Annotated in this window: 17 protein-coding genes and 6 tRNA genes; 15 read left to right on the top strand and 8 right to left on the bottom strand. The window is 42.2% G+C overall.

Annotation, left to right across the window (positions count from 1 at the left end; translation table 11 throughout):
- The first annotated feature begins 4 nt into the window (after window positions 1-4).
- The gene (fadJ, locus tag ACAX20_RS10730) at window positions 5-2,137 is read left to right on the top strand and encodes a fatty acid oxidation complex subunit alpha FadJ (RefSeq protein ID WP_371186096.1); all 2,133 of its coding nucleotides are present in this window, start codon (window positions 5-7) and stop codon (window positions 2,135-2,137) included.
- A 221-nt stretch (window positions 2,138-2,358) separates the two neighbouring features.
- Entirely contained in the window at window positions 2,359-2,553 is a 195-nt protein-coding gene (locus ACAX20_RS10725; RefSeq protein ID WP_371186094.1) for a hypothetical protein, read from the top strand.
- 133 nt (window positions 2,554-2,686) lie between these two features.
- Here the strand turns inward: ACAX20_RS10725 and ACAX20_RS10720 are convergent, their stop codons facing one another.
- The 3 genes from ACAX20_RS10720 to ACAX20_RS10710 form a co-directional block, all read right to left on the bottom strand.
- Window positions 2,687-2,920, bottom strand: a complete 234-nt coding sequence (locus ACAX20_RS10720) for a hypothetical protein (protein WP_371186093.1) — start codon at window positions 2,918-2,920, stop codon at window positions 2,687-2,689.
- Window positions 2,921-3,155: 235 nt separating this feature from the next.
- Window positions 3,156-7,553: an EAL domain-containing protein gene (locus ACAX20_RS10715; protein WP_371186091.1), complete on the bottom strand. Its 4,398-nt coding sequence runs from the start codon at window positions 7,551-7,553 to the stop codon at window positions 3,156-3,158.
- 219 nt (window positions 7,554-7,772) lie between these two features.
- Window positions 7,773-10,538 (bottom strand): insulinase family protein, encoded by a 2,766-nt coding sequence (locus ACAX20_RS10710; protein WP_371186089.1) that lies wholly within the window; start codon window positions 10,536-10,538, stop codon window positions 7,773-7,775.
- Window positions 10,539-10,802: 264 nt separating this feature from the next.
- Between ACAX20_RS10710 and sixA the strand changes: the two genes are divergently transcribed.
- The gene (sixA, locus tag ACAX20_RS10705; RefSeq protein WP_371186087.1) at window positions 10,803-11,279 is read left to right on the top strand and encodes a phosphohistidine phosphatase SixA; all 477 of its coding nucleotides are present in this window, start codon (window positions 10,803-10,805) and stop codon (window positions 11,277-11,279) included.
- 72 nt (window positions 11,280-11,351) lie between these two features.
- Here the strand turns inward: sixA and smrB are convergent, their stop codons facing one another.
- On the bottom strand, window positions 11,352-11,894 hold the full coding sequence (smrB, locus tag ACAX20_RS10700; RefSeq protein ID WP_371186085.1) for an endonuclease SmrB: 543 nt from the start codon (window positions 11,892-11,894) through the stop codon (window positions 11,352-11,354).
- Between the two features lie 266 nt (window positions 11,895-12,160).
- On the opposite strand from smrB, the gene prmB reads away from it, so the two are divergent.
- The 4 genes from prmB to ACAX20_RS10680 all read left to right on the top strand — a co-directional run bounded on the left by prmB (window position 12,161) and on the right by ACAX20_RS10680 (window position 16,960).
- Entirely contained in the window at window positions 12,161-13,093 is a 933-nt protein-coding gene (gene prmB / locus ACAX20_RS10695; RefSeq protein ID WP_371186083.1) for a 50S ribosomal protein L3 N(5)-glutamine methyltransferase, read from the top strand.
- Between the two features lie 26 nt (window positions 13,094-13,119).
- Window positions 13,120-14,208, top strand: a complete 1,089-nt coding sequence (gene aroC, locus ACAX20_RS10690; protein ID WP_371186081.1) for a chorismate synthase — start codon at window positions 13,120-13,122, stop codon at window positions 14,206-14,208.
- Between the two features lie 239 nt (window positions 14,209-14,447).
- Window positions 14,448-15,596, top strand: coding sequence for an acyl-CoA dehydrogenase family protein (locus tag ACAX20_RS10685; RefSeq protein ID WP_371186079.1), 1,149 nt, complete (start codon window positions 14,448-14,450; stop codon window positions 15,594-15,596).
- A 359-nt stretch (window positions 15,597-15,955) separates the two neighbouring features.
- On the top strand, window positions 15,956-16,960 hold the full coding sequence (locus tag ACAX20_RS10680) for a YeiH family protein (RefSeq protein WP_371186077.1): 1,005 nt from the start codon (window positions 15,956-15,958) through the stop codon (window positions 16,958-16,960).
- A 163-nt stretch (window positions 16,961-17,123) separates the two neighbouring features.
- Here the strand turns inward: ACAX20_RS10680 and ACAX20_RS10675 are convergent, their stop codons facing one another.
- Entirely contained in the window at window positions 17,124-17,420 is a 297-nt protein-coding gene (locus tag ACAX20_RS10675; RefSeq protein WP_371186075.1) for a hypothetical protein, read from the bottom strand.
- 220 nt (window positions 17,421-17,640) lie between these two features.
- Here ACAX20_RS10675 and ACAX20_RS10670 point away from each other — a divergent pair, with 220 nt between their 5' ends.
- Window positions 17,641-18,123, top strand: a complete 483-nt coding sequence (locus ACAX20_RS10670) for a GNAT family N-acetyltransferase (RefSeq protein ID WP_371186073.1) — start codon at window positions 17,641-17,643, stop codon at window positions 18,121-18,123.
- 17 nt (window positions 18,124-18,140) lie between these two features.
- On the opposite strand, the gene ACAX20_RS10665 is transcribed toward ACAX20_RS10670, so the two are convergent.
- Window positions 18,141-18,674 (bottom strand): dihydrofolate reductase family protein, encoded by a 534-nt coding sequence (locus tag ACAX20_RS10665; RefSeq protein ID WP_371186071.1) that lies wholly within the window; start codon window positions 18,672-18,674, stop codon window positions 18,141-18,143.
- A 24-nt stretch (window positions 18,675-18,698) separates the two neighbouring features.
- Window positions 18,699-19,190, bottom strand: coding sequence for an RNA-binding S4 domain-containing protein (locus ACAX20_RS10660; protein ID WP_371186069.1), 492 nt, complete (start codon window positions 19,188-19,190; stop codon window positions 18,699-18,701).
- Between the two features lie 200 nt (window positions 19,191-19,390).
- On the opposite strand from ACAX20_RS10660, the gene ACAX20_RS10655 reads away from it, so the two are divergent.
- Window positions 19,391-19,615, top strand: coding sequence for a zinc ribbon domain-containing protein (locus ACAX20_RS10655; protein ID WP_371186067.1), 225 nt, complete (start codon window positions 19,391-19,393; stop codon window positions 19,613-19,615).
- Between the two features lie 34 nt (window positions 19,616-19,649).
- On the opposite strand, the gene ACAX20_RS10650 is transcribed toward ACAX20_RS10655, so the two are convergent.
- On the bottom strand, window positions 19,650-20,003 hold the full coding sequence (locus ACAX20_RS10650) for a DUF3718 domain-containing protein (RefSeq protein ID WP_371186065.1): 354 nt from the start codon (window positions 20,001-20,003) through the stop codon (window positions 19,650-19,652).
- 437 nt (window positions 20,004-20,440) lie between these two features.
- On the opposite strand from ACAX20_RS10650, the gene ACAX20_RS10645 reads away from it, so the two are divergent.
- From ACAX20_RS10645 to ACAX20_RS10620, 6 genes are all read left to right on the top strand, one after another.
- Window positions 20,441-20,516: transfer RNA gene (locus tag ACAX20_RS10645), tRNA-Val, on the top strand.
- A gap of 30 nt (window positions 20,517-20,546) precedes the next feature.
- Window positions 20,547-20,622 (top strand) — tRNA-Val (locus ACAX20_RS10640).
- Between the two features lie 31 nt (window positions 20,623-20,653).
- Window positions 20,654-20,729: transfer RNA gene (locus tag ACAX20_RS10635), tRNA-Val, on the top strand.
- Window positions 20,730-20,770: 41 nt separating this feature from the next.
- Window positions 20,771-20,846: transfer RNA gene (locus ACAX20_RS10630), tRNA-Val, on the top strand.
- A gap of 31 nt (window positions 20,847-20,877) precedes the next feature.
- A tRNA-Val gene (locus tag ACAX20_RS10625) sits at window positions 20,878-20,953 on the top strand.
- Between the two features lie 39 nt (window positions 20,954-20,992).
- Window positions 20,993-21,068, top strand: a tRNA-Val gene (locus ACAX20_RS10620).
- The last annotated feature ends 241 nt before the right edge of the window (window positions 21,069-21,309 follow it).

The raw sequence follows: 21,309 nt of genomic DNA, 5'->3' as shown, positions 1-21,309 counted from the left end.
GGTAATGGAACAAAATACAGCACAATCAGCGTTTACTTTAAGCGAACAAGACAATGGTATCGCCTTATTAAAAATCGATGTGGTTGATGAAACCATGAATGTGTTAAAAGCGGAGTTTTTGACACAAATCGAACAAATTTTACAGCAAATAAAAAACAATGCCGCCATTAAGGGGTTAGTTGTTTACAGTGGTAAAGACAATTCATTTGTAGCGGGTGCCGATATCTCGATGCTCGACAAGTGTGAAACCGCAGAACAAGCGCAAGATATCGCGACGGGTGGTCAGATGATGTTCAACCAGCTTGAACAATTGGCAATACCGGTTGTTGCGGCAATTCACGGCCCGTGTTTGGGCGGTGGCTTAGAGCTGGCAATGGCGTGTCACATGCGCGTTTGTAGTGACGACAACAAAACCGCATTGGGTCTACCAGAGGTGCAACTTGGCCTATTGCCTGGTAGCGGTGGTACGCAGCGTCTACCTAAACTCGTCGGCTTACAAAAAGCGTTAGATATGATGTTAACGGGTAAGCAACTACGTCCTAAACAGGCGTTAAAAGCAGGCCTTGTTGATGATGTGGTACCAAAGTCGGTATTGCTTAGCGTTGCTGAGCAAATGGCTTTGGCAGGTAAGCGCAATAAACAGCGTAAAGTGCCACTTGTCGAAAAAGCGTTGGAATCTAATGCACTAGGACGTAAAGTTGTATTTGAGCAAGCAACGAAAACCGTACTGGCGCAAACCAAAGGTAATTACCCTGCGCCATTGCGTATCATTGAGTGTATTCGCACCGGGTTCGATAAGGGTATCGTTGCTGGATTAGCGCTTGAAGCCAAAGCGTTTGGCGAGCTTACACAAACTCCGGAATCGGCACAGCTTCGTAATATTTTCTTTGCCACTACGGAAATGAAAAAAGAGCAAGGCGTTGCGGGTGTTGATGCCAAACCAATCAATAAAGTTGGCGTGCTTGGTGGTGGTTTGATGGGCGGCGGTATCGCGTATGTCAGCGTTAATAATGCGAAAACCCCGGTCCGTATTAAAGATATTAACCATACAGGGATCTCTAATGCATTGAAGTATTCGTTTGACTTGCTGAATAAGAAAGTCAAACGACGCTTTATGTCAAAAGCCGCTATGCAACAACAAATGCATAAAATAACAGGGACACTTGATTATTCTGGCTTTGCTGATGTTGATATGGTGATAGAGGCGGTGTTTGAGGATTTATCGCTTAAGCAAACCATGGTTGCAGATATTGAAGCGAGCTGTAAAGAGGATGTGATTTTTGCCAGCAACACGTCATCTTTGCCAATCAATCAAATCGCTGCCAATGCAAAAAGACCGGAAAATATCATTGGCTTACATTACTTTTCGCCAGTAGATAAAATGCCGTTAGCTGAGATTATTGCTCATGACAAAACATCTGAGCAAACCATTTCAACGACGGTTGCTTACGCTAAGCGTCAAGGAAAAACGCCCATTGTGGTAAAAGATAAAGCCGGTTTTTACGTGAATCGTATTTTGGCGCCGTATGTTAACGAGGCTGCCAATATGTTGCTACAAGGTGAGCCGATCGACAAAATCGATCGCGCATTGGTTAAGTTTGGTTTCCCAGTGGGTCCCATTAAGCTACTCGATGAAGTGGGTATCGATATCGGTGCCAAAATCAGCCCTATCCTAGAAGCAGAGTTAGGTGAGCGTTTTAAAGCCCCTGATGCGTTTAATAAGTTGATTGATGACAATCGTAAAGGTAAGAAGACTCAAAAAGGTTTCTATTCCTATACGGGTAAAAAGGCTAATGGCAAGCAGGTTGATGACAGCGTTTATACCTTGCTTGGCGTGCAACCTAATAGTCTGTTGTCAGCAGAAGATATCTGTCAACGCAGTGTACTGTTGATGGTGAATGAAGCGGTGCGATGCTTGGACGAAGGTATTATACGATGTCCACGCGATGGTGATGTCGGCGCTATTTTTGGTATTGGCTTCCCACCATTTGTTGGCGGTCCATTTAGGTACCTGGATAGTTTAGGCGCCAAAGTGGTGGTTGAAAAGCTACAGGCCTATCAAGATAAATATGGTGACCATTTTGCACCATGTGAGGCTTTGTTGAAAATGGCTAGTGAAGACAAGACCTGTTACTAACAGGTTATGCTAAGTGGCAAACGGAAAACGTTTGCCACTCAATGTAAAAAAAGAGGCAATAAATTGCCTCTTTTTTATGTCTAAGATAATGCATATGATTCGTCGTAAACAAGTTTAGTTATAAGTTATTAACAAAAGAGTACAAAAAATACGCTGCGTGTTCTTTTGAGTATTTATTCTATTTGTTATACTTTCTTTCCATTAACTTGTTGGTCGATATCATGCTGTTGATTCCGTTATCGTTAGTTTGCGCCGTTTTTTTCTATTGTCAGGCTTTTAAGTCTGGCTTAGGTCGTAAGCGTTGGGCAACAGCCGGCTTGCTGCTCGGACCGTTTGCTTGGCCCATGTTTTCGATGCAACAACGTATGCAAATGTACAAGCGCTATGGCATGAGCTATGTCACGTTTAGCGCTTGATATCTTCCTTATTAAGACCACCAGCTGTCGGCAGACATCTCTTTAAACTCAATGCTTTCAGCAACTTTTTGAGCTGCTGACTTTGATGAAAAAATATTTTTAATAATCGCTAACATAATCAACTCCTTTTCGCTTATGAAGCATTGGTGACTGGCTTAATACGAATACGATGATTCGTGGTTGGCTTAATGCGAATACGGTGATTCGTGGTTGGCTTAATGCGAATACGATGATTCGTTGTTGGAGTAATAACTATGTGAGTTTGGTGGCTAACACTACTCGCTGTATTAGTAGACTGCGCTAGTGGCTGGGCGTCAGTATTTACGTTAAAAGCCATCAAGGCTGAAAAGATTAATGAATTTAGCATGTCAGTAGTACCTAATTTAGATTTATTATTGTTAAAGTTACCTAGGTATTAGCGAATAACGTGCCAACTTTTAGTTTGTCGATATCATAGTAAATATTTTTCATGGTTTTGTTGGTGCTATTTATCACCGTTTGAGTACATGAACAGCGATGAGGAAGGGGAGTGGAGCGCTGTATGAACTGCTTGCAATACAGCGCTGAACAATAGGGGGTTAGTATAAGTATTTATTATATTGTTAAGTATCCATAAACGGCGCGGATTGGGTAGTTATAATATGTGACAGGAGATAGCGTTCAAAATATTCTTCAGCCAACGGTTTCGAGTACAAATAGCCTTGCATTTGTTCACATTGAAGGGTTTTTAAATAACTTAATTGTGTTGCCGTCTCGACCCCTTCGGCCACAACACTCATACCTAAGTTATGGGCAATGGTGATGATGGTTGCGACCATATTGCGGCCTTGTTCGGAAGCTTCTATATCATCAATAAATGCTTTGTCTATTTTTAGGGTATTTAACGGGAATTGCTTTAAATGAGCAAGTGACGAGTAGCCTGTACCAAAATCGTCTAATGATAAATGAATTCCCATGTGGCGAATTTGCTGCATTGTCGCAATAGCTTGTTGGGGGGAATTCATAACCGTACCTTCCGTGATCTCAAGCTCTAAGTGCTCTGCCGGTAAACCAGTTTCTTCTAAAATTCCATTGATGGTTGCGACTAGGTCAGATTGCTTAAATTGAACGGCCGACAAATTAACAGCCAAGCGACCATTAAAAATGCCCTGATCGAGCCAGGCTTTTGTTGCTATGCAGGCTTTACGCAATACCAGCTCACCAATTTCGATGATTTGTCCCGTTTCTTCAGATATTGGAATAAAGATGTCAGGGCGAATGATGCCTTTGTCGCCAGCATCAAAGCGCACAAGGGCTTCCATACCAACCACACCACCTGTATTAACGTCAATTTTGGGTTGATAAAACACAGAAAACATATCTTCTTTTAACCCATGACGAATGAGATTTTCGATTTGTAGGCGCTTAACGGCTTGTTTGTTCATAGCATCACTAAAAAACTGGTAATTGTCCCCACCATGATCTTTCGCGTGATACATGGCGGTATCGGCATTTTTAAGCAGTTCATGAGTATTGATGCCATCATCAGGGAACATGGCGATACCAATACTACAAGACAGCGATATTTCATGCAGATCAATCCCGTGAGGGGCAATAATAGTTTTTAGTATTTTATTGGCCGTAGCGGTAATTTTATGAATGTCATTGGTTTTTATAATGAGTGCAAACTCATCGCCACCGAGTCGATAAAAGGTGTCTTTAATACCGCTAATTTGGCTGATCCGTTCTGCGCTGTTACATAATAACGAGTCGCCAACTTGGTGACCTAAAGAGTCATTAATTTTCTTAAAATTATCTAAGTCCAAAACCAACAGGGTGTGATGTTGCTCTTGATTGATCAGTTGCTCATGATAACTTTGGAAAAATGATCTGTTTGGCAAGCCTGTTAAGGTATCTGAATTGGCTAGTCGGCGTAGTTCTTGCTCTGTTTTTTTACGTCTGGTGATATCGGAAAAAATCGCAACATAGTGTGATATAGCATGATGTTCGTCACGTATAACGTCCATGGTGATATCGATTAGATAAGGTTTGCCATTGACCCGAGTACTTTGCACTTCACCTTGCCAGGTGCCATGTTGTTGTAAACTGGTTTTGATCGATTGCGTAAATGTCTGAGGATAATTGCTAAATTCAAGACTTGAACCAAGTGCAAACTCTTTCTCTTGACCTGTGATTTTCTCATATGCCGCATTACAATCGATAATGACAAAGTCTGCATCAAACACCACAACGCCATCAGAAATATTAGCAATACATTTGGCAAACAGCTTTAAGCTCTCTTCGTTTGCTTTTATTTGACTTATGTCCTTCAGTGTTCCGGTCATTCGAATCGGTTGGTCATCTGCATTGCGTTCAACTACCTTGCCACGATCAAGAACCCACATCCATTCGTTAAATTTATTACGCACACGATAGGTCGCCTCGTAATGTTCGGTGATACCATCTTTGTGTTGTTGTAAAACCTGCTGTACCCGCTCCCTATCTTGTGGATGAATATTACGCTGCTGGTCGTTGAGTTCGCTCTCGTTGTTGGTTGTGTTTTGTATAGGAAAGTTTAAAACGCCCCAAATATTAGAGCGGTACATGCGATTAGTGACAATGTTCCAATCCCACATTTCATCACCAGAGCCCCACAGTGCCAGTTTTAAACGCTCTTCTGACTGACGAACCATTGCGTTAATTTGTTGTTTGTTTAAGGCTTGTCGATAGAGGTAGTAGCAGATCAATAAAAACACTAGGGCATAGGCAAAACGGGCACTGTTGCTCAGCCACCAAGGCGGTAAAATGGAGATGGTTAAATCGCGGCTCTGCTGATAATCGACTTGCGATTGATCATAGGCTTGAACCATAAAGGTATAGTCGCCAGCATCTAGGTTGGTATAGGTCGCACGGCGATGAGCACTATTCGTTTCAATCCACTTGTCATCCACACCGACAAGTTTGTAGCGATATAAGGTCTGCTCGGTAATACTGGCATTAGGGGATGAAAACTCGATAGTAAATGGCGATTGGTTATATTCCAGTGTAATTGAATCAAGTTCAAATAAAGGCGCTACAAGGTCGGTCTGCTCTTTATTAGCAATTAACAGTTTCGTGTTTACTGGCGCTAAAACAACATTATTGTGTGGCAATATGTCTTCAGGGTAGAAGCTGTTAAAGCCATTTAGACTACCAAAATAATAACGCCCGTTACTGGCTTTAAAAGCCGACATAATCCAAAACTGCTGTTTTTGAACACCAAAAAAATGATCAAAATTATCAACTTTTCGTTGCTTGGCTGATATTTTTGAGATTCCTTTGTTAGTGGCTACCCAAGCATTAAAGTTAATATCGACTAAAAGACTCAATACATAATCGTTCGCTAATCCGCTCTGTGAATTAAACTGGGTATATTCACTGGTTTGTTTATCGAGCAGTAAAACGCCATCGCCCCAGAAACTGAACCACATGTAATTTGGTGTGTCACTTATCGATGCTAATGTTTTTTTATGAAAAACCGGGTGGCTTTTTAAATTGTAGTGAGAAAAGCTACGATTTAATGTGTCAAAAGAGAGAAGCTCTCCTTGCTCACCAGATATAAATACACTGGTATCGTTGTTACTTGAAAGCATGTAAAAACTAGATGAATCAGCGGGGATCTCATATGTTGTTTTTTGTCCTGTGTAAATATCGTATTCGATTAACACACCGTCATTGGAACCATGAAAAATAGAACCTTGCGAGAATTGAAAGTCGACACGGTTTAAGCCCGTCAAGCTTTTTGAATCAATATTCCAGAGGTTGTCAACGTGCCAGGTATTGATATTGACTCGGTAAATTTCATAGTCAGTTGTCATTAAAATGAGGTCGTTTTGGGTACCTGATGTGATTGATAAAATGGTTGGTGGCAGATCAATTGGCAGGCGCTCAATGGTGTTGGAGTAAAAGTCTTGATAATAAATACCGTGCGATTCGGTAGCGATAAAAAGCCCATTTTTGTTTACTTGGCTAAAACCGATAACATTCTTTTGAATATCTCGATCAGTCATCGCTTGTGAAAACAAAGAGCTATTCGCAGAAAATTTATTGGCGCCTGCTGTCGAGGTTGCCAGCCATAGCGAGCCAGCCTGGTCGATAAATAGATCATAAATAAAGTCGATGTTCAGTTGGGAGCTATCAACCCGTTTAGTTTTTTTGGCTGTAATTCTCTTGGTAACCATATCGTAGACATATAGTCCCGCTTCGGTTCCTAAGAAAACCTCTATGTCATTAGCCTTTTCAATGGTTCGGATATGGTTGGCTCTATGAGCATCTGCAGTTGGAGGTTTGATATGTTGTTGAAGTTGCCAGTCCTTATCAATCACATATACCCCGTTATTGGTTGCCAGCCATGTGTTGCTATCAATTAAATTTATCTCGTAAATGGTGGTTTCGGGTACTGATAAGTCAAACCTGTTTGGCTGTTGCGCCGAAAAAATAAAGCTTAGTTGTTCATTGCTAATAAAAAGGCCATTTTCATATGTGCCAAACCAATAGTTACCTTGTTGATCTTGGTAGATACTTTTCACTTCAACAATATCGTTAGTATATTGTCGAAAGCTCAGTTTGGAAAAATTGATGTCATCTTTTTGTTGTCGATAGACACCATCATTAGTTGAGACCAGTATATTGTTGTTGGCATCTTCAAAAATTGACCATATTGTCTGGTTTTCGAATTGTGTATCGACCGTATGAAAACTATCGGTAGTGACATCGTAAGTGACTAACCCTGATTGTGTACCAACCCATAATTTGTCATTGGAATCAATAAATAGCACCCTGATAATATCTGAAGGCAAACTGTTTGAGTTTGTTGCGTGCGATTTGTAAGTGATAAATTCATAACCATCAAAACGATTTAGGCCATCAAGAGTTGCCAACCAGATAAAGCCTTGGCGGTCTTGGGTAATTGAAAATACAGTGTTTTCGCTAAGCCCTTCGTTGATTGAATATTGTTGTAACTTAATGAGCGTTTGCGACATTGCTTTGTTAGGCAATAAAAGTAGCATCAAGCTTGCGAATATAAAATAGAGGATGTGATTAGCGCTGAATCGCTTATTTTTATTATTTTCTTTTACTAGCACAGATGGCTCACAACAGATGAAAATAGCCGATATCTTACATCTCGACTAGATAATACTTACAACTAAAAATGATACTAAATCAATTGCTTGGCAAATGAAAGAACTGCCGATAGGAAATTATGATTTATGTGGTGTTCGACGATGGAAATCATCAATATCATGGATAGTGTTAGCTTGCTTTGCCAAGTAAGCTAACTCATCGGCGTGCTTTACGGATGCCAAGTATATTTTATCGGGATTGGCGTTATTGTTTAGGGTATTTTTAATAAAGGCGATGACATCGCTAAGCTCAATCGAGTTTATTGCGGTGACTAACCGCTCTTTTTGATCAAATAGAAAATCTTTATTACAAATACTCATCCAATATCGTTGGCTTTTGATGCGTGGACTTGTTTCGCTTTCCTGCAGTTGACCGATCAAACCATGTTTAAGGTTAAGCCATTCATCGTCACTAACATCCGTCACAAAGTCATCGATGAACTCATTCATCGCAGCGAACAGTGTATCTGCATCGGTATCTGGAGATTGAATATAAAATGCAATGCCAGGAAAACGGTTCATAGGTACATAACCGACGCCAACCAAATAACCGTATTGCTTTTGGGTACGCATTTGATGAAAAAAGTGTGGTGAAATTAGGTGGCTTGCGATCATGGTCATCGCCATTGTTTTAGCATCATAGTTTCGCATCGGAAAGTAAATGACGCTAGCGTAATCATGTTCGGCAATGTGTTGCGCTAAAATGGCCGTTTGCTGGCCGTGGAAATCAATCACACCGCAAGTCACCGCGGCATCGGCATTAATGTGAGGACCAAGTGCGTGTTGAATTTGTTCACTAATTTGCCACGCGTGTTGTTCTTGCCAATTACCATAAATGAACACTTCAATACACAATTGACTAAAATAGGATGCGCAAAATTGAGTAAACTCGTCGTAACTGACACATTCCAATGCCTTGGCTAAATCATTACTCGGTGGACTAAAGGGTTTCATTAAGGCGTTGAGTTTGGCAAATAATTGCGAAATAGATTTGCTTTTATCGGCGTTGCGCCAATTGGTGATCAATTGATTTTTAAATAGCTCAAACCGGCTTGGTGAGAGCGAGTGATCTTTAATAGCCGTCAGCAAGTTAGCTAACAGTAACGGTTGCTTTTCATTGATCCCCGACAGCTGCAATGTCATCCCCCCTTGATGAGGATATAAGTGGTAATGAATGCCAGCGAGTTCTGCATCGTAGTTATTTTCCAGTACCGAATCGCTAAATAATTCGACAAACAACCGTGTCATCGCTATGTGGGTTTTGCTTTCTACCGCGACTCGAGAGTCTATCCCTATGATAATTTGGCCTTTGGGGACAAAGAATGAACTGTCTTGTTTGAACCAAACGCTAAAGCCAGGATCATTGACTAACTGTTTGGGGATTATCATTTCTTTTTCGATAGCAACCAACGTAGGCTCTGCGACAATATAAGGGTTGGCTCTGGGTAATGATAATGATTTGGGGATATCTATATTGCTCAATCGCAGCAGTTGCTGTTCGCTTATCGGCTTCGTTGCATAGGGCACTTGATACCAAGGACTCACCGTGTCGGTGACCACTTGTTGGTCAATGTGAATAATACGCATGTTATCTGGACGAAAATAGTCTAGATATTGATGGATAAGAACGGCAGAAAACGTCTCCATGGCATAATCGCCATAGATGTAATCTTCAGCAGGGTAGTGGTGCATATTGATCACCAGCTGGTTTGCTGAATCGAGCGCCTTGAGCTTTTCCTGATATTGATAAGAAAATTCGGATATTGCTTTTTTTTCATCAAAATAAATGGGTTGAACACCGCGTTGTTTGACTAATTTAATGTAGGCAAATATCAGTTCAATAATGTCTTGTTTGTGCTTTAGCCCTAGTTCGGTTAGCCGAATGCTGATATTAAAATCTTTAAAATTAGAGCCATTAATACCACTACCCGCGTTTAAACCGAGTGCCCATTGGTTGTCTTTTAGTACCGATAAAATGCTGCCAGGGCCTTCGTGTCCAAGTAAGTAGGCAATATAACTCGCTGGTTTCGATTTATAGTCTTTATCAATCCCAGGCAAGGCAAAACTTAGCAGTAATTTTTTGTCGTCTTTTTCTGGCTTAATGTAGACATTCAATGCTAAGTCTTGACGACGATATAATGGCGTTTCAATACGAGGTTTGAGGCTATCGCCAGGCTTAATAGCAGCAAAGTGGTGCTCTGCTAGGTTCGCCAGATGCTCGAGAGACTGCGGTCCTTCTAAAACTAACGTCATACGATCGGCACGGTAGTGCTCATTAAAAAAGGCGATGACTTGTTCGCGCAGATTATGTTGTTGTCTATCTGCTAAGGTATCGTTGTTACCAACCGAAAACTTGCTAAACGGGTGCTGAGGATTAACTGTCGCTTTATGGACATCATAAATACGACGCATATCATCTTTTAGTTTGAGTTTATATTCGGCGTCAACATTAAGGCGCTCTTTGTCGATAAACTCTTGTGATAGCAGTGGCGATATGAAAAATTGACTAAATCGGTCTAACGCATCAGCGAAAAACTCATCGTTTATATCAAAGAAAAAAGCGGTATGCTCCGTGCCTGTCCAAGCATTATTAGAGCCATTGTGTTGTGCAAGGTATTGCTGATATTCGCCTGGCTGAGGATACTTTTCGGTACCTAAAAATAGCATATGCTCTAAAAAGTGGGCGAGGCCCTGACGATCGGTTGGGTCGTCAAAATGTCCGGCGTTTACCGCCAGTGCTGCGGCGCTGCGATTGGAATCGTTGTGCTCAACCAATAACACACGTAAGCCATTATCTAAGGTAATCGCTTTATATTGCTTATTATCGTTAGGGCTTTGCTTCAAAAGCGCCTCCGAGTTATCGATAAAAAAACACGAAAAAATTGCCGCCACACAGGCTTATTTTAAGCGGCACGTTTTGATAACTTACATTGAATACCATCTATGGTGCAATATATTGCGTGTCCGTTAAAGCTTTAATGCTTACGACGATGAATATTTTATAATATAGACGATAGCTATTCATTTCTGAACTATTGTTTATCTATGATGGTAGATTCTTTAGAATAGTTCGCATAACAATGACGAACCCCAAAATGCCTGCAAACAATGAATATTTACATTATGCGTCATGGCGACGCGCAAATCGGTAATTTCGAAGATAAAAAACGACCGTTAACTGAAACGGGCGAACTTGAAGTAAAAGTGATGGCCAAGTGGCTCGCAGGCAAGCGTTGTCAGTTTGATGCCATTTTTGCAAGTCCTTACCTAAGAGCGCAACAAACCGCACAAGTATTGGTACATGAAATCGCCATAGATTTGCCCGTTCACACCTTAGATTTATTAACCCCTGATGGTGATGCGAAGCAAGTTCATGATTATCTTGATGGCATGTTAGCAATCGAAAAGTGGCAAAATATCTTGTTGGTATCGCATATGCCATTGGTGAGCTATTTGTCGGGGCAGTTAACCGCCGATCAACATACGCCGTTATTCCCTACGGCGAGTATTGCTGAAATTGACTATGACCAACGCTTGATGCGTGGCAGTATTACTCAGCAGTTTAGCCCAACCAATTTTTGTTAAATTGTCCGCAAAAACGGCAAAGGAAATCGATGGGCGTGGTGTTATGATTGCAGCTAGTTCGAGCTTATTACGTTATTTATTGAGAAACGCTTCTTTTAGTTCAATTAGCACCAATAATGCACCGTCGCCACCAAATTCTAACGGCGCTTGATGAAATGCCATTACATCGGGGTGTTGCACAAGCCAATGGGGAACTTTGTGCTTTAGGACTCGGCTGCCGATGCCATGGATAATACAAGCACAGTTTATATTGCGCTTGATGCACTCACTAAGCAGGGCGGCGATTTCAAGTTTTGACTGTTGTTGATTTAAACCATGTAAATCCAGGGTTATCTCGGGGTAATAGTCACCCCGGCGTAACCGTTTCGCTTCAAAGCTATCGACATCATCGCGAACGTACTTCATTGGCCCGGTGGCTTCAAGGTTTGGTTCAAATTCATCCGAGAAGTAAAATGTTTGTCGACTCTCTTGGCGCTGTTTTTGTTGCTTGCGCACCATGGCAGGCTCGTTTTTTCGATGACGCACGGTATCTGTGGTAACAGGTTTCACTTTACCAACGGCTTCTTTGAACAGCGCTTTGTCGCTTTCGCTAAGGAGATCTTTGAACTTCATCATTAAAGTGTATCTTTTTTTAAGGCAAAAACATAGCAATAAGCGATGGCTCAAAGGGGGAGTATCGTGATGTGCCTTATCGGGTTTTAGGGCGTTAAGATATTTTTATCGGTAAAAAACGGTCTATCGGTATACCTTCACCTAAATTATTGTAAAATTAACGAGTAGTCATCAACAGCACTGAGTAATTAGTATATAGTGTTGGCTATATTCGTGAGCCTTTTATCACGCCGTATATCATCCATTTATCATGCTTTTAGGAGTTTCCTTTGTTAAACGTTAATGTCAAAGAAGTCATTGAAGACTTGCATACCATTCATGATTTTTTGCGCTGGGGGGTAAGCCGATTTAATGAAGCGGATTTGTTTTATGGCCATGGTAGCGATAATGCATGGGATGAAGCGGTTGCATTGACGTTGTATAGCTTGCACCTGCCCGCCAATATTGGCGATGGCATCATGCAAACTCGGTTAACAAAAACCGAAAAACAACAGCTTATCGACCTATTTTTACGTCGCATTGATGAGCGTATCCCCGCTGCGTACTTAACTAACTTGGCTTATTTTACAGGTTTACCATTTTATGTCGACGACAGAGTACTGGTGCCACGTTCGCCGATTGGTGAGTTAATCGAAAATCGTTTTTGTGGATTATTAGACACCGAGCCTAAGACGATTTTGGACTTGTGTACTGGTAGCGGCTGTATTGCCATTGCCTGTGCTTATGCCTTTGATGAGGCTCAAGTGGATGCCGTTGATTTGTCCGAAGATGCCTTAGCCGTTGCCCAAGTTAATATTCATAACCATGAATTGTCTGAATATGTTAGACCTATTCAATCAGACTTGTTCGAGGCCATCAAAGGGCAGCGTTATGATTTAATTGTCACTAACCCACCGTACGTTGACGCGGAAGATATCGCAGATATGCCGGAAGAATTTCATCATGAGCCTGAAATGGGCCTAGGTAGTGGTAGCGATGGACTTGATATTACTCGTCAAATACTGGCGCAAGCTGCAGATCATTTAACCGATGACGGTGTACTTATTTGTGAAGTGGGTAATTCAATGTTGCAGCTAAGTGAGCAATTCCCCGATGTTGATTTTCAATGGTTAGAATTTGCCAATGGTGGCCTTGGTGTGTTTAAACTAAGCAAATCACAATTAATTCAACATCAGCCGTTGTTTCAACAAGCAATTGCATAACAGTACATCAAAACGAGAAAAATAATATGGCAGGTAATACGATTGGTAACTTATTTCGCGTCACCACGTTTGGCGAAAGCCACGGGCTGGCATTGGGCGCTATTATTGATGGCTGTCCACCGGGTATTGAGTTATCAGAGCAAGATTTACAAATTGATTTAGATCGTCGCAAACCTGGCTCATCTCGTTATACCACTGCTCGTCGTGAAGCCGATATGGTTAAGATATTATCTGGAACCTTTGAAGGAAAAACAACGGGCACGCCAATTGGTTTACTGATTGAGAATACCGATCAACGCTCAAAAGATTACGGCGAGATAGCGCAAAGTTTCCGTCCAGGTCATGCCGACTATACCTATCTGCAAAAGTATGGCATTCGTGATCACCGTGGTGGTGGCCGTTCCTCTGCTCGAGAAACAGCGATGCGTGTTGCTGCTGGTGCGATTGCTAAAAAGTATTTAAAACAAAAGCTTGGTATCGAAATCAATGCTTGCGTATATCAAATTGGCGATATCGTTGCAGAGCAGTACGATTGGTCTGAAGTTGAAAATAACCCCTTCTTTTTTCCTGATAGCAGCAAATTAGATGCCCTTGATGAACTGTTGCGCGGTATTTTGCGCGAGAAGAACTCGATTGGCGCAGGCGTTAAGGTTGTGGCGCGTAATATGCCAGTTGGGCTAGGGGAGCCTGTTTTTGACCGATTCGATGCGGACATTGCTCATGCCTTAATGAGTATTAATGCGGTCAAGGGCGTCGAAATTGGCGATGGCTTTGCTTGTATCAATCAAAAAGGCTCGGAGCATCGTGACGAAATAACCCCTGATGGATTTTTAACAAATTCAGCCGGCGGTGTGCTTGGCGGTATATCTTCAGGGCAGGATTTGGTTGCGAATATTTGTTTGAAACCAACTTCAAGCATTGGTGTGTCGGGTAAAACCATTAATGTCGATGGTCAGCCAACAGATATCATTACGCGTGGGCGACACGATCCGTGCGTGGGTATCCGTGCCGTGCCTATCGCCGAAGCCATGGTGGCTATCACCATAATGGATCATTACTTGCGTCATAGAGCACAAAATGGCGATGTGGCTTGCTCAACGCCTATTGTTGAATAATCCATCTTATTTATTTACCACCTTACGAGCAGAACAGTGCCGTACTCGTTGTTCTGCTTGTTCGTTATTTAGCTTAATCTAATCGTTGTTATCGATCATAGCCTGGTCCTTTTCATCGTCACTGTCAAAATTCGCATACACTGGCCCTCATAATTGAACGTTAAAAAACACTGCGCCTAATAGCTAAATGGCGTTGAGTTTTGTATGGTTGCGACAAGTTTTACAACCGGAATATCAAAATGCATATTGCACTAACAGAAGAACAAATGATGATCCAAGACATGGCGAAAAAATTTGCCGAGTCTGAACTGGCTCCCGTTGCTGCTGAGCTTGACCGTACAAAAGATCAAGCGACGTTTAAAAATAATATTCGTCAACTCGCAGAATTAGGCTTTATGGGGCTGAATATAAAAGCCGAGTACGGTGGTGTCGAAGCCGGTGTTGTCGCTTTTTCTCTCGCTATCACTGAGCTTGCCAAAGCCTGTGCATCAACAGCGGTTACCACGTCGGTTACCAATATGGTGGCAGAGGTTATCCAAGCCGTAGGCAGTGAACAACAAAAGCAATATTACCTACCAAAGATTTGTTCGGGTGATTATTTAGCTGGCGGTTTTTGTTTAACTGAATCTGGCGCAGGCTCGGATCCTGCGGGTATGCGTACAACCGCCGTTAAAGATGGTGATGATTATATTCTAAACGGCTCAAAAATTTATATTACCAGTGGCGAGTTTGCCGGCTGTTTTGTGGTATGGGCAGTCACAGATCCGCAAGCAAAAAAAGGCAAAGGCATTTCATGCTTTTTACTTGATGCCGATACCAAAGGCGTAACGATTGGTAAAAGTGAAGATAAAATGGGCCAGCACGCCTCGCCAACCAATGAAGTTCATTTTGATAATTGCCGTGTACCAGCATCGGCATTGTTAGGGGAAGAGAATCGTGGTTTTGCCATTGCTGTTGGCGAATTAGCTGGTGGTCGTATTGGTATTGGTTCACTGGCGCTAGGTATTGGCTTAGCTGCGCTCGATTACGCCACGGATTACGTCAAAGAGCGTCAACAGTTTGGTACTTCAATTAGCCAATTTCAAGGTGTTCAATGGATGTTAGCGGAACGCTACACGGAGATGGAAGCGGCTCGCTTACTGATTATGCAAGCGGCGTGTTTAAAAGAACAAGGCAAAGCGTTTGGTACCTCGGCATCGATGGCTAAGCTATATTCAGCAGAAAAAGCTAATAAGGCAGTCTACGACGCGCAGCAACTGCTGGGGGGTGCCGGTTACATTCGAGAATACCCACTAGAGCGCATGGCCCGAGATGTGCGAATAACTTCAATTTACGAAGGTACCAGTGAAATTCAAAAAGTCATTATCGCCAGAGATATATTAAGGTAATATACACTAGGGGCTGTTGCTCTTTGAGGTATAGATTTTGTTCGAATTTAAAAGGGATTTAATCGATGCGCAGTGAGAAAAGTATGGTTATTCCATACGAATGAGGTGCAACAATGAGAAAATACCTTTTAAACGAATCCGTAGGGCAACGTTTATTGAATATTTTTAGTGGGTTATAACTTATTCATGTGGAATAACCACACTTCATAAGCGCTGCCTTGGAAAAATACTCACCAAACAGCTGCAAAAACATACAGCAAAGATCAACATCCCCTAATGTCACCAAAACCGGTTTATATGCCGGCTTTTTTAGGCATAATATTTCCTAATCTTGTTATAAAAACTTTGGACTCACCATAATGCAGTTAACACCCGTTATTGAGCTTTGCAAAAACTACTACTCAGGTATTGCCATCAGCGTGGTTATCGCGATTGCCGCAGGAGCACTCGCTTCGCACTATGATGCACCTGTGATGTTATTTGCGTTACTCATGGGATTGGGGTTGCACTTTCTTTATGAGTCACCAACGCATCAACGCGGAATTGATTTTTGCTCGCGTACTTTACTGCGATTTGCCGTGGCGTTATTAGGGGTACGCATTGCATTTGCAGATGTTGTGTCGCTCGGTGTTACGGCACCACTGATCATTATCAGTGGCATGGTGTTTACCATGATATTTGGCGTGATGCTCGCTCGAGGCCTCGGTTTATCAAGGGCTAGTGGTGTGCTATCGAGTGGTAGCGTGGCTGTGTGCGGTGTATCTGCAGCAGCGGCGATAGCCACCGTGTTACCAAAAAAAGCCGTTGAAGAAAACATGTTTGCCTTGGTAGTGGTTACGGTAACAACGGTTGGTACGGTAGCAATGGTGTTGTACCCTGTCCTTGTTACCTTTATTGGTTTACCAAACGATTTAGCCGGGGTGTTTATTGGCGGTTCGATACATGATGTTGCTCAGGTTGTAGCTGCGGGCTATTCCATTTCACCTGAAACAGGCGATATAGCAACCTATATTAAATTGCTACGGGTAACGTTATTGTTGCCTATCGTTATGATCATTTATGTAGTGTTTAAAGAGCGCGATTCGCAAATGCAAGGGAGCATTGCCAGTTATGTCCCCGCTTTTTTGATCGGTTTTTTTGTATTGGCGCTACTCAATAATCTTGGCGTCATTCCCGCGGCCATTGTTGAGCTGTGCAAGCAAGTTTCGTCATGGTGTTTGGTGGTGTCCATAGCCGCAATTGGCGCTAAGACTTCATTAAAACAAATAGCTTCGGTCGGGTGGAAACCGGTTATCTTGTTAACGACTCAGTCGCTGTTTTTTGCGGTATTTATCGCCATTGGTATCGCATTGTTCATGCTTTAATCGCGATCACTAGGCTTTTATATAGATTAAATAGATAGTGCCTATCATCTACTGAATGAATGTGCGATGCAGCGGTTAAAGGCTCTCGCCCGTATTAAATGAATTCGGTTGTCTGAATCGTGGTGCTATGAAAGTTAACACCACGGTGATATTGACTGGTAATTTACTCTTCTTCCTCTTCCTGACTTTTGTTTTTATTATGTTTCATCTGTTTGATGTCTTTACCATCCATCAGTAACAATAAATCGGCAAAAGCGGTGCGCAGGTTTTGGGTTAGCGTGCGAGGGAAGCGGGTTTTGGTGCGCGTCGCAAAAGCATCTTTTTGATAGACAGCATTGAATGCTTTTTCGATTGCGTTGACATCATCAATGTCTAACACTTTATCTCGGATATTTAATTGCTCAGCATATTCTGAGTACAGCTCTAATACACGTTGTTGTGCTTCCTTCAATCTTTCCATATTCGCCAAACCTTTTTGTTGTGTGAAATGTGAGCAGGGAGAGTAAATTATATTCACAATGTTAAGTGAATGTAAATAGGGCTCGGTGTTGTCTTAGTGATCACAAGTGTCTGCTTAAGCATAATTATTGGTTACCTGAGGGTAATAGCCGATATTCATTGAATAATTTATCTGGCTTGGGTAGTCTGCCTAATTTTACCGACAGTGTTAAAGAGGTGTTATGTCTGTTACCTTACTCATCGCTGATTTAAACGATGAACAACATCAGCAAGATTTATTAATGTTACTTGAGTCATACGCAAATGACCCGATGGGCGGCGATGCGCCATTATCACAATATACCAAAGACCATTTAATTGCGGCGATGCAACATAACCCAAGTGTATTGAGTATTTTATGTTACGTTGATAATAAGCCTGCCGGCATTTGTAATTGCGTGCAGGGGTTTTCAACGTTTAAAGCCAAACCGTTATTAAACATTCATGATTTAGCGGTGTTGCCAGAGTATCGCGGTATGAAGTTGAGCCATCAGATGTTGGCATTTGCAGAACAAGTCGCCAAAGATAAGGGCTGCTGCAAACTTACCCTAGAAGTTTTAGAAGGAAATTCTGTTGCCAAAGCAAGCTATATTAAATTTGGCTTTAATGGCTATGAGTTAGATCCTAAGCTAGGCAAAGCGGAGTTCTGGGAAAAAGCGTTATAAGCGTTGCGCAAAATCACTTAGCGCACCCGACGATAATGATTTTGAATGATCGCATCAAGGTAGCGGTCTGCTTTGATATGTTTGAATGTCAGAGGTGTTGCTAAATCGGCAAACAGAGCAATACCACCACCTAATAATATTGGGATGGTGGTAATGATCATCTCATCAATTAAATCATCGGCTAAAAATTGTTGAATGGTGTTGCCGCCATCAATATATAGATTCTTATAACCGCGCTTATGTAGGGTGCTGACAATGTTCTTAACTGAGCCATGGATTAACTCGGCTTTATCGTTAAAACGTGGGGCAAGCTCGGTGAGTGAATTCGACAAAACAAAGACTTTTTTTGTGTAGGGCCACTGGCCTGCAAAGCTCGCGACCAACTCAAACGTATTGCGGCCCATCACTATCGCATCGACTTTTTCCATATGAGCAGCAAAACCCATGTCATCGCCGTTGGGGTTGTCGATATTATTCAACCACTGAATGTCATTGTTTTTATCGGCGATATAACCATCGAGTGACGTGGCAATGAAAACAATATTGCTCATGTTTCCCCCTACATGTCAGCCTGTTTAAAAAGTAATTGATTTGCGACCTGTGCGTTTGTCTTTACTGCTGCCTTTGCCTGAAGATGAGGCGTTCTTGTTGTTCGTCGATTTGTTTTGCTGGCGTTTATCATTTTTTCGACGAGCCGAGGCATTCGCTTGAGGTTGCTTGGCTTGGCTTTTAGCCGTTGGATTTTCATCGAACACCGTCTGCTGTGACGCTGTCGGCTCGGTATTTTGCCGCGGATCTGCCGGCATGGTATTTTCTTGGCCGGCGATACCGGATGCTCTGTACTCCGCTAGGATTGGCATTATCGCTTCCCCGTTAAACTGGACAATATCGTCAGCGTATACTTTTTTGCGCTTTTGAAATTCTACTTCGCCGTTTAAAAAAACGTAACCTTCACTGATCATCATCTTGGCTTCACCACCACCGCCGACCAGATTGGCAATTTTTAACAATTTATACAGTTCAATAGGCTCTTGATCGATTTCTATGGCCAGTACTTCTATTTCCATACACAGTCCAGGTTATTTGGTACCAAATTTTTAGTACGCATCAATTGGCAATAACTACAGTGTATCATGAAGGGGAGCAGGGCGGCAGGCATTTAGGGAAGGAATAAACTCTGGACGCTGATAGACAATAAGATATTTATTCTTTTGCAAAACCTGCTGATATATTTATCACATAGTAACTCTGACGGCTGATAGGTGTGATGATGGAAAATAATTGTCCAAAATGTAACGCAAATCTTGAATGGGATGGCGATGGTTATTTTTGTCAATCTTGCGAGCGACATTATCGACAACAAGCCTACTGTGATAAATGCCAAGCACCACTTGAAAAACTGCAAGCCTGTGGTGCTTTGAATTACTTTTGTAAGCGGTGTAACGAATTAAAATCCAAATCTACCATTAAGATACATTTTACACCCAGCTAATTAAACCCAAGTAATTAAACCCAGGAAATGCTGTTTATTCGGCTGAAATATTAAAGCTAACCTCATATGTCACTGTCTCTATTTGGGCAAGATCCGTGATACTGGTCGTGCCGACAATAGCACTTAGACGTAGCGCAATTTCATGAGCATTGTGACGTGAGGCAAAATCGATAACACTTTCACCATTACACACTAGGTTATGGGCAATGGTTGCCTCATTTAAACGGTACGACTTTAACGTGCGCTTAAAGTGTAAGGTATTATTACTGATGGCCGATTTACACGTATCAACTAATGCGGTGTGTAAATGTGAGTCCATTGGTGCTGCTGTTGCCGTGTTTATTAGTGAAGCCAAGGTTAATGCACAAAGGGTTGTTAACGTTTTCATGTTGCTATCCTATCTGTATTCATGTGATGTTTTATTGATTAGCTATCGAGTATGCGCACAGCCAATCACGTATTTGAATTACTTAACTAGACGCAATAACCGCATTAAAAAGTTGTAGGTTAAGCAAGCCGGCTTGTAACAAAATGTGTTTCGTTAATACTGGCGAAATTGAGATGAATCTTGCTATCTTGGTTGCAATATCTGGCGCAGATGCCGGAGGGGCTGCAATTTGGCGTAGTATGGGAGACATATTTTTTTACATCCGCCAAGGTTTTTTGATGTTTTTCGCTGCATGAGGTGGATAAAAAAACATCAAAAAAGTCGATCTTTTATCAGCTTTGCTGTAAAAATATTCGAACAGACAAATAATCTCAAAATAAATGAAACTTGGTGTTGACTCTTAATCCGACTTGCCTATAATACGCATCCACAACGACGGACGGTTAGCTCAGTTGGGAGAGCACCGCCCTTACAAGGCGGGGGTCACTGGTTCGAGCCCAGTACCGTCCACCATCGTTTCGATGTCGTCGTTGAGTTTTGAATGGACGGTTAGCTCAGTTGGGAGAGCACCGCCCTTACAAGGCGGGGGTCACTGGTTCGAGCCCAGTACCGTCCACCATTCAAAACAAATTATACTTACGTTACTTGATGGACGGTTAGCTCAGTTGGGAGAGCACCGCCCTTACAAGGCGGGGGTCACTGGTTCGAGCCCAGTACCGTCCACCATCAAGTGTTAAGTAAACATGGTTTTAGTCACCATTTTGAATGGACGGTTAGCTCAGTTGGGAGAGCACCGCCCTTACAAGGCGGGGGTCACTGGTTCGAGCCCAGTACCGTCCACCATTCAAAACAACTAATACTTGCGTTACTTGATGGACGGTTAGCTCAGTTGGGAGAGCACCGCCCTTACAAGGCGGGGGTCACTGGTTCGAGCCCAGTACCGTCCACCATCAAGTGTTAAATGATATGTTTACTCAACGCATCTCCCTGGACGGTTAGCTCAGTTGGGAGAGCACCGCCCTTACAAGGCGGGGGTCACTGGTTCGAGCCCAGTACCGTCCACCATTTCTTTATTTTCCCTTTTTTAACCTCAAAATCTAAACACGTTTCATTTTTCGTGTGGTTTTTTGTGCCGTTGGTTTATTCAAGCTCTGGTCTTTGGTCACTAAGTTGCTAATGCGTTCGCACATGTCGAATACAGGCAGACGCTGTATACACCGAGAACTTCGTCTTAAAAGCAAAATAATGTGCGTTATTATCAGTAATTACCCCGTTTAAATGAGGTGAATTGTCGCAAGCTTCTTGA

Origin of the sequence: Thalassotalea sp. Sam97 (genome assembly GCF_041379765.1) — a bacterium.
In the GTDB taxonomy this organism is placed as follows: domain Bacteria; phylum Pseudomonadota; class Gammaproteobacteria; order Enterobacterales; family Alteromonadaceae; genus Thalassotalea_A; species Thalassotalea_A maritima.
The sequence above is the reverse complement of the archived record's forward strand: the minus strand, read 5'-3'. Positions and strand labels throughout refer to the sequence as shown.

What these genes read in the sequence shown, in the direction of transcription:
- ACAX20_RS10675 (WP_371186075.1), bottom strand. Translation starts at nt 17,420, where the DNA reads ATGGAAAGATTGAAGGAAGCACAACAACGTGTATTAGAGCTGTACTCA.
- ACAX20_RS10725 (WP_371186094.1), top strand. Translation starts at nt 2,359, where the DNA reads ATGCTGTTGATTCCGTTATCGTTAGTTTGCGCCGTTTTTTTCTATTGT.
- ACAX20_RS10680 (WP_371186077.1), top strand. Translation starts at nt 15,956, where the DNA reads ATGCAGTTAACACCCGTTATTGAGCTTTGCAAAAACTACTACTCAGGT.
- ACAX20_RS10665 (WP_371186071.1), bottom strand. Translation starts at nt 18,674, where the DNA reads ATGAGCAATATTGTTTTCATTGCCACGTCACTCGATGGTTATATCGCC.
- ACAX20_RS10670 (WP_371186073.1), top strand. Translation starts at nt 17,641, where the DNA reads ATGTCTGTTACCTTACTCATCGCTGATTTAAACGATGAACAACATCAG.
- sixA (WP_371186087.1), top strand. Translation starts at nt 10,803, where the DNA reads ATGAATATTTACATTATGCGTCATGGCGACGCGCAAATCGGTAATTTC.
- fadJ (WP_371186096.1), top strand. Translation starts at nt 5, where the DNA reads ATGGAACAAAATACAGCACAATCAGCGTTTACTTTAAGCGAACAAGAC.
- ACAX20_RS10715 (WP_371186091.1), bottom strand. Translation starts at nt 7,553, where the DNA reads ATGTCGCAAACGCTCATTAAGTTACAACAATATTCAATCAACGAAGGG.
- smrB (WP_371186085.1), bottom strand. Translation starts at nt 11,894, where the DNA reads ATGATGAAGTTCAAAGATCTCCTTAGCGAAAGCGACAAAGCGCTGTTC.
- ACAX20_RS10655 (WP_371186067.1), top strand. Translation starts at nt 19,391, where the DNA reads ATGATGGAAAATAATTGTCCAAAATGTAACGCAAATCTTGAATGGGAT.
- ACAX20_RS10650 (WP_371186065.1), bottom strand. Translation starts at nt 20,003, where the DNA reads ATGAAAACGTTAACAACCCTTTGTGCATTAACCTTGGCTTCACTAATA.
- ACAX20_RS10720 (WP_371186093.1), bottom strand. Translation starts at nt 2,920, where the DNA reads ATGCTAAATTCATTAATCTTTTCAGCCTTGATGGCTTTTAACGTAAAT.
- ACAX20_RS10660 (WP_371186069.1), bottom strand. Translation starts at nt 19,190, where the DNA reads ATGGAAATAGAAGTACTGGCCATAGAAATCGATCAAGAGCCTATTGAA.
- ACAX20_RS10685 (WP_371186079.1), top strand. Translation starts at nt 14,448, where the DNA reads ATGCATATTGCACTAACAGAAGAACAAATGATGATCCAAGACATGGCG.
- aroC (WP_371186081.1), top strand. Translation starts at nt 13,120, where the DNA reads ATGGCAGGTAATACGATTGGTAACTTATTTCGCGTCACCACGTTTGGC.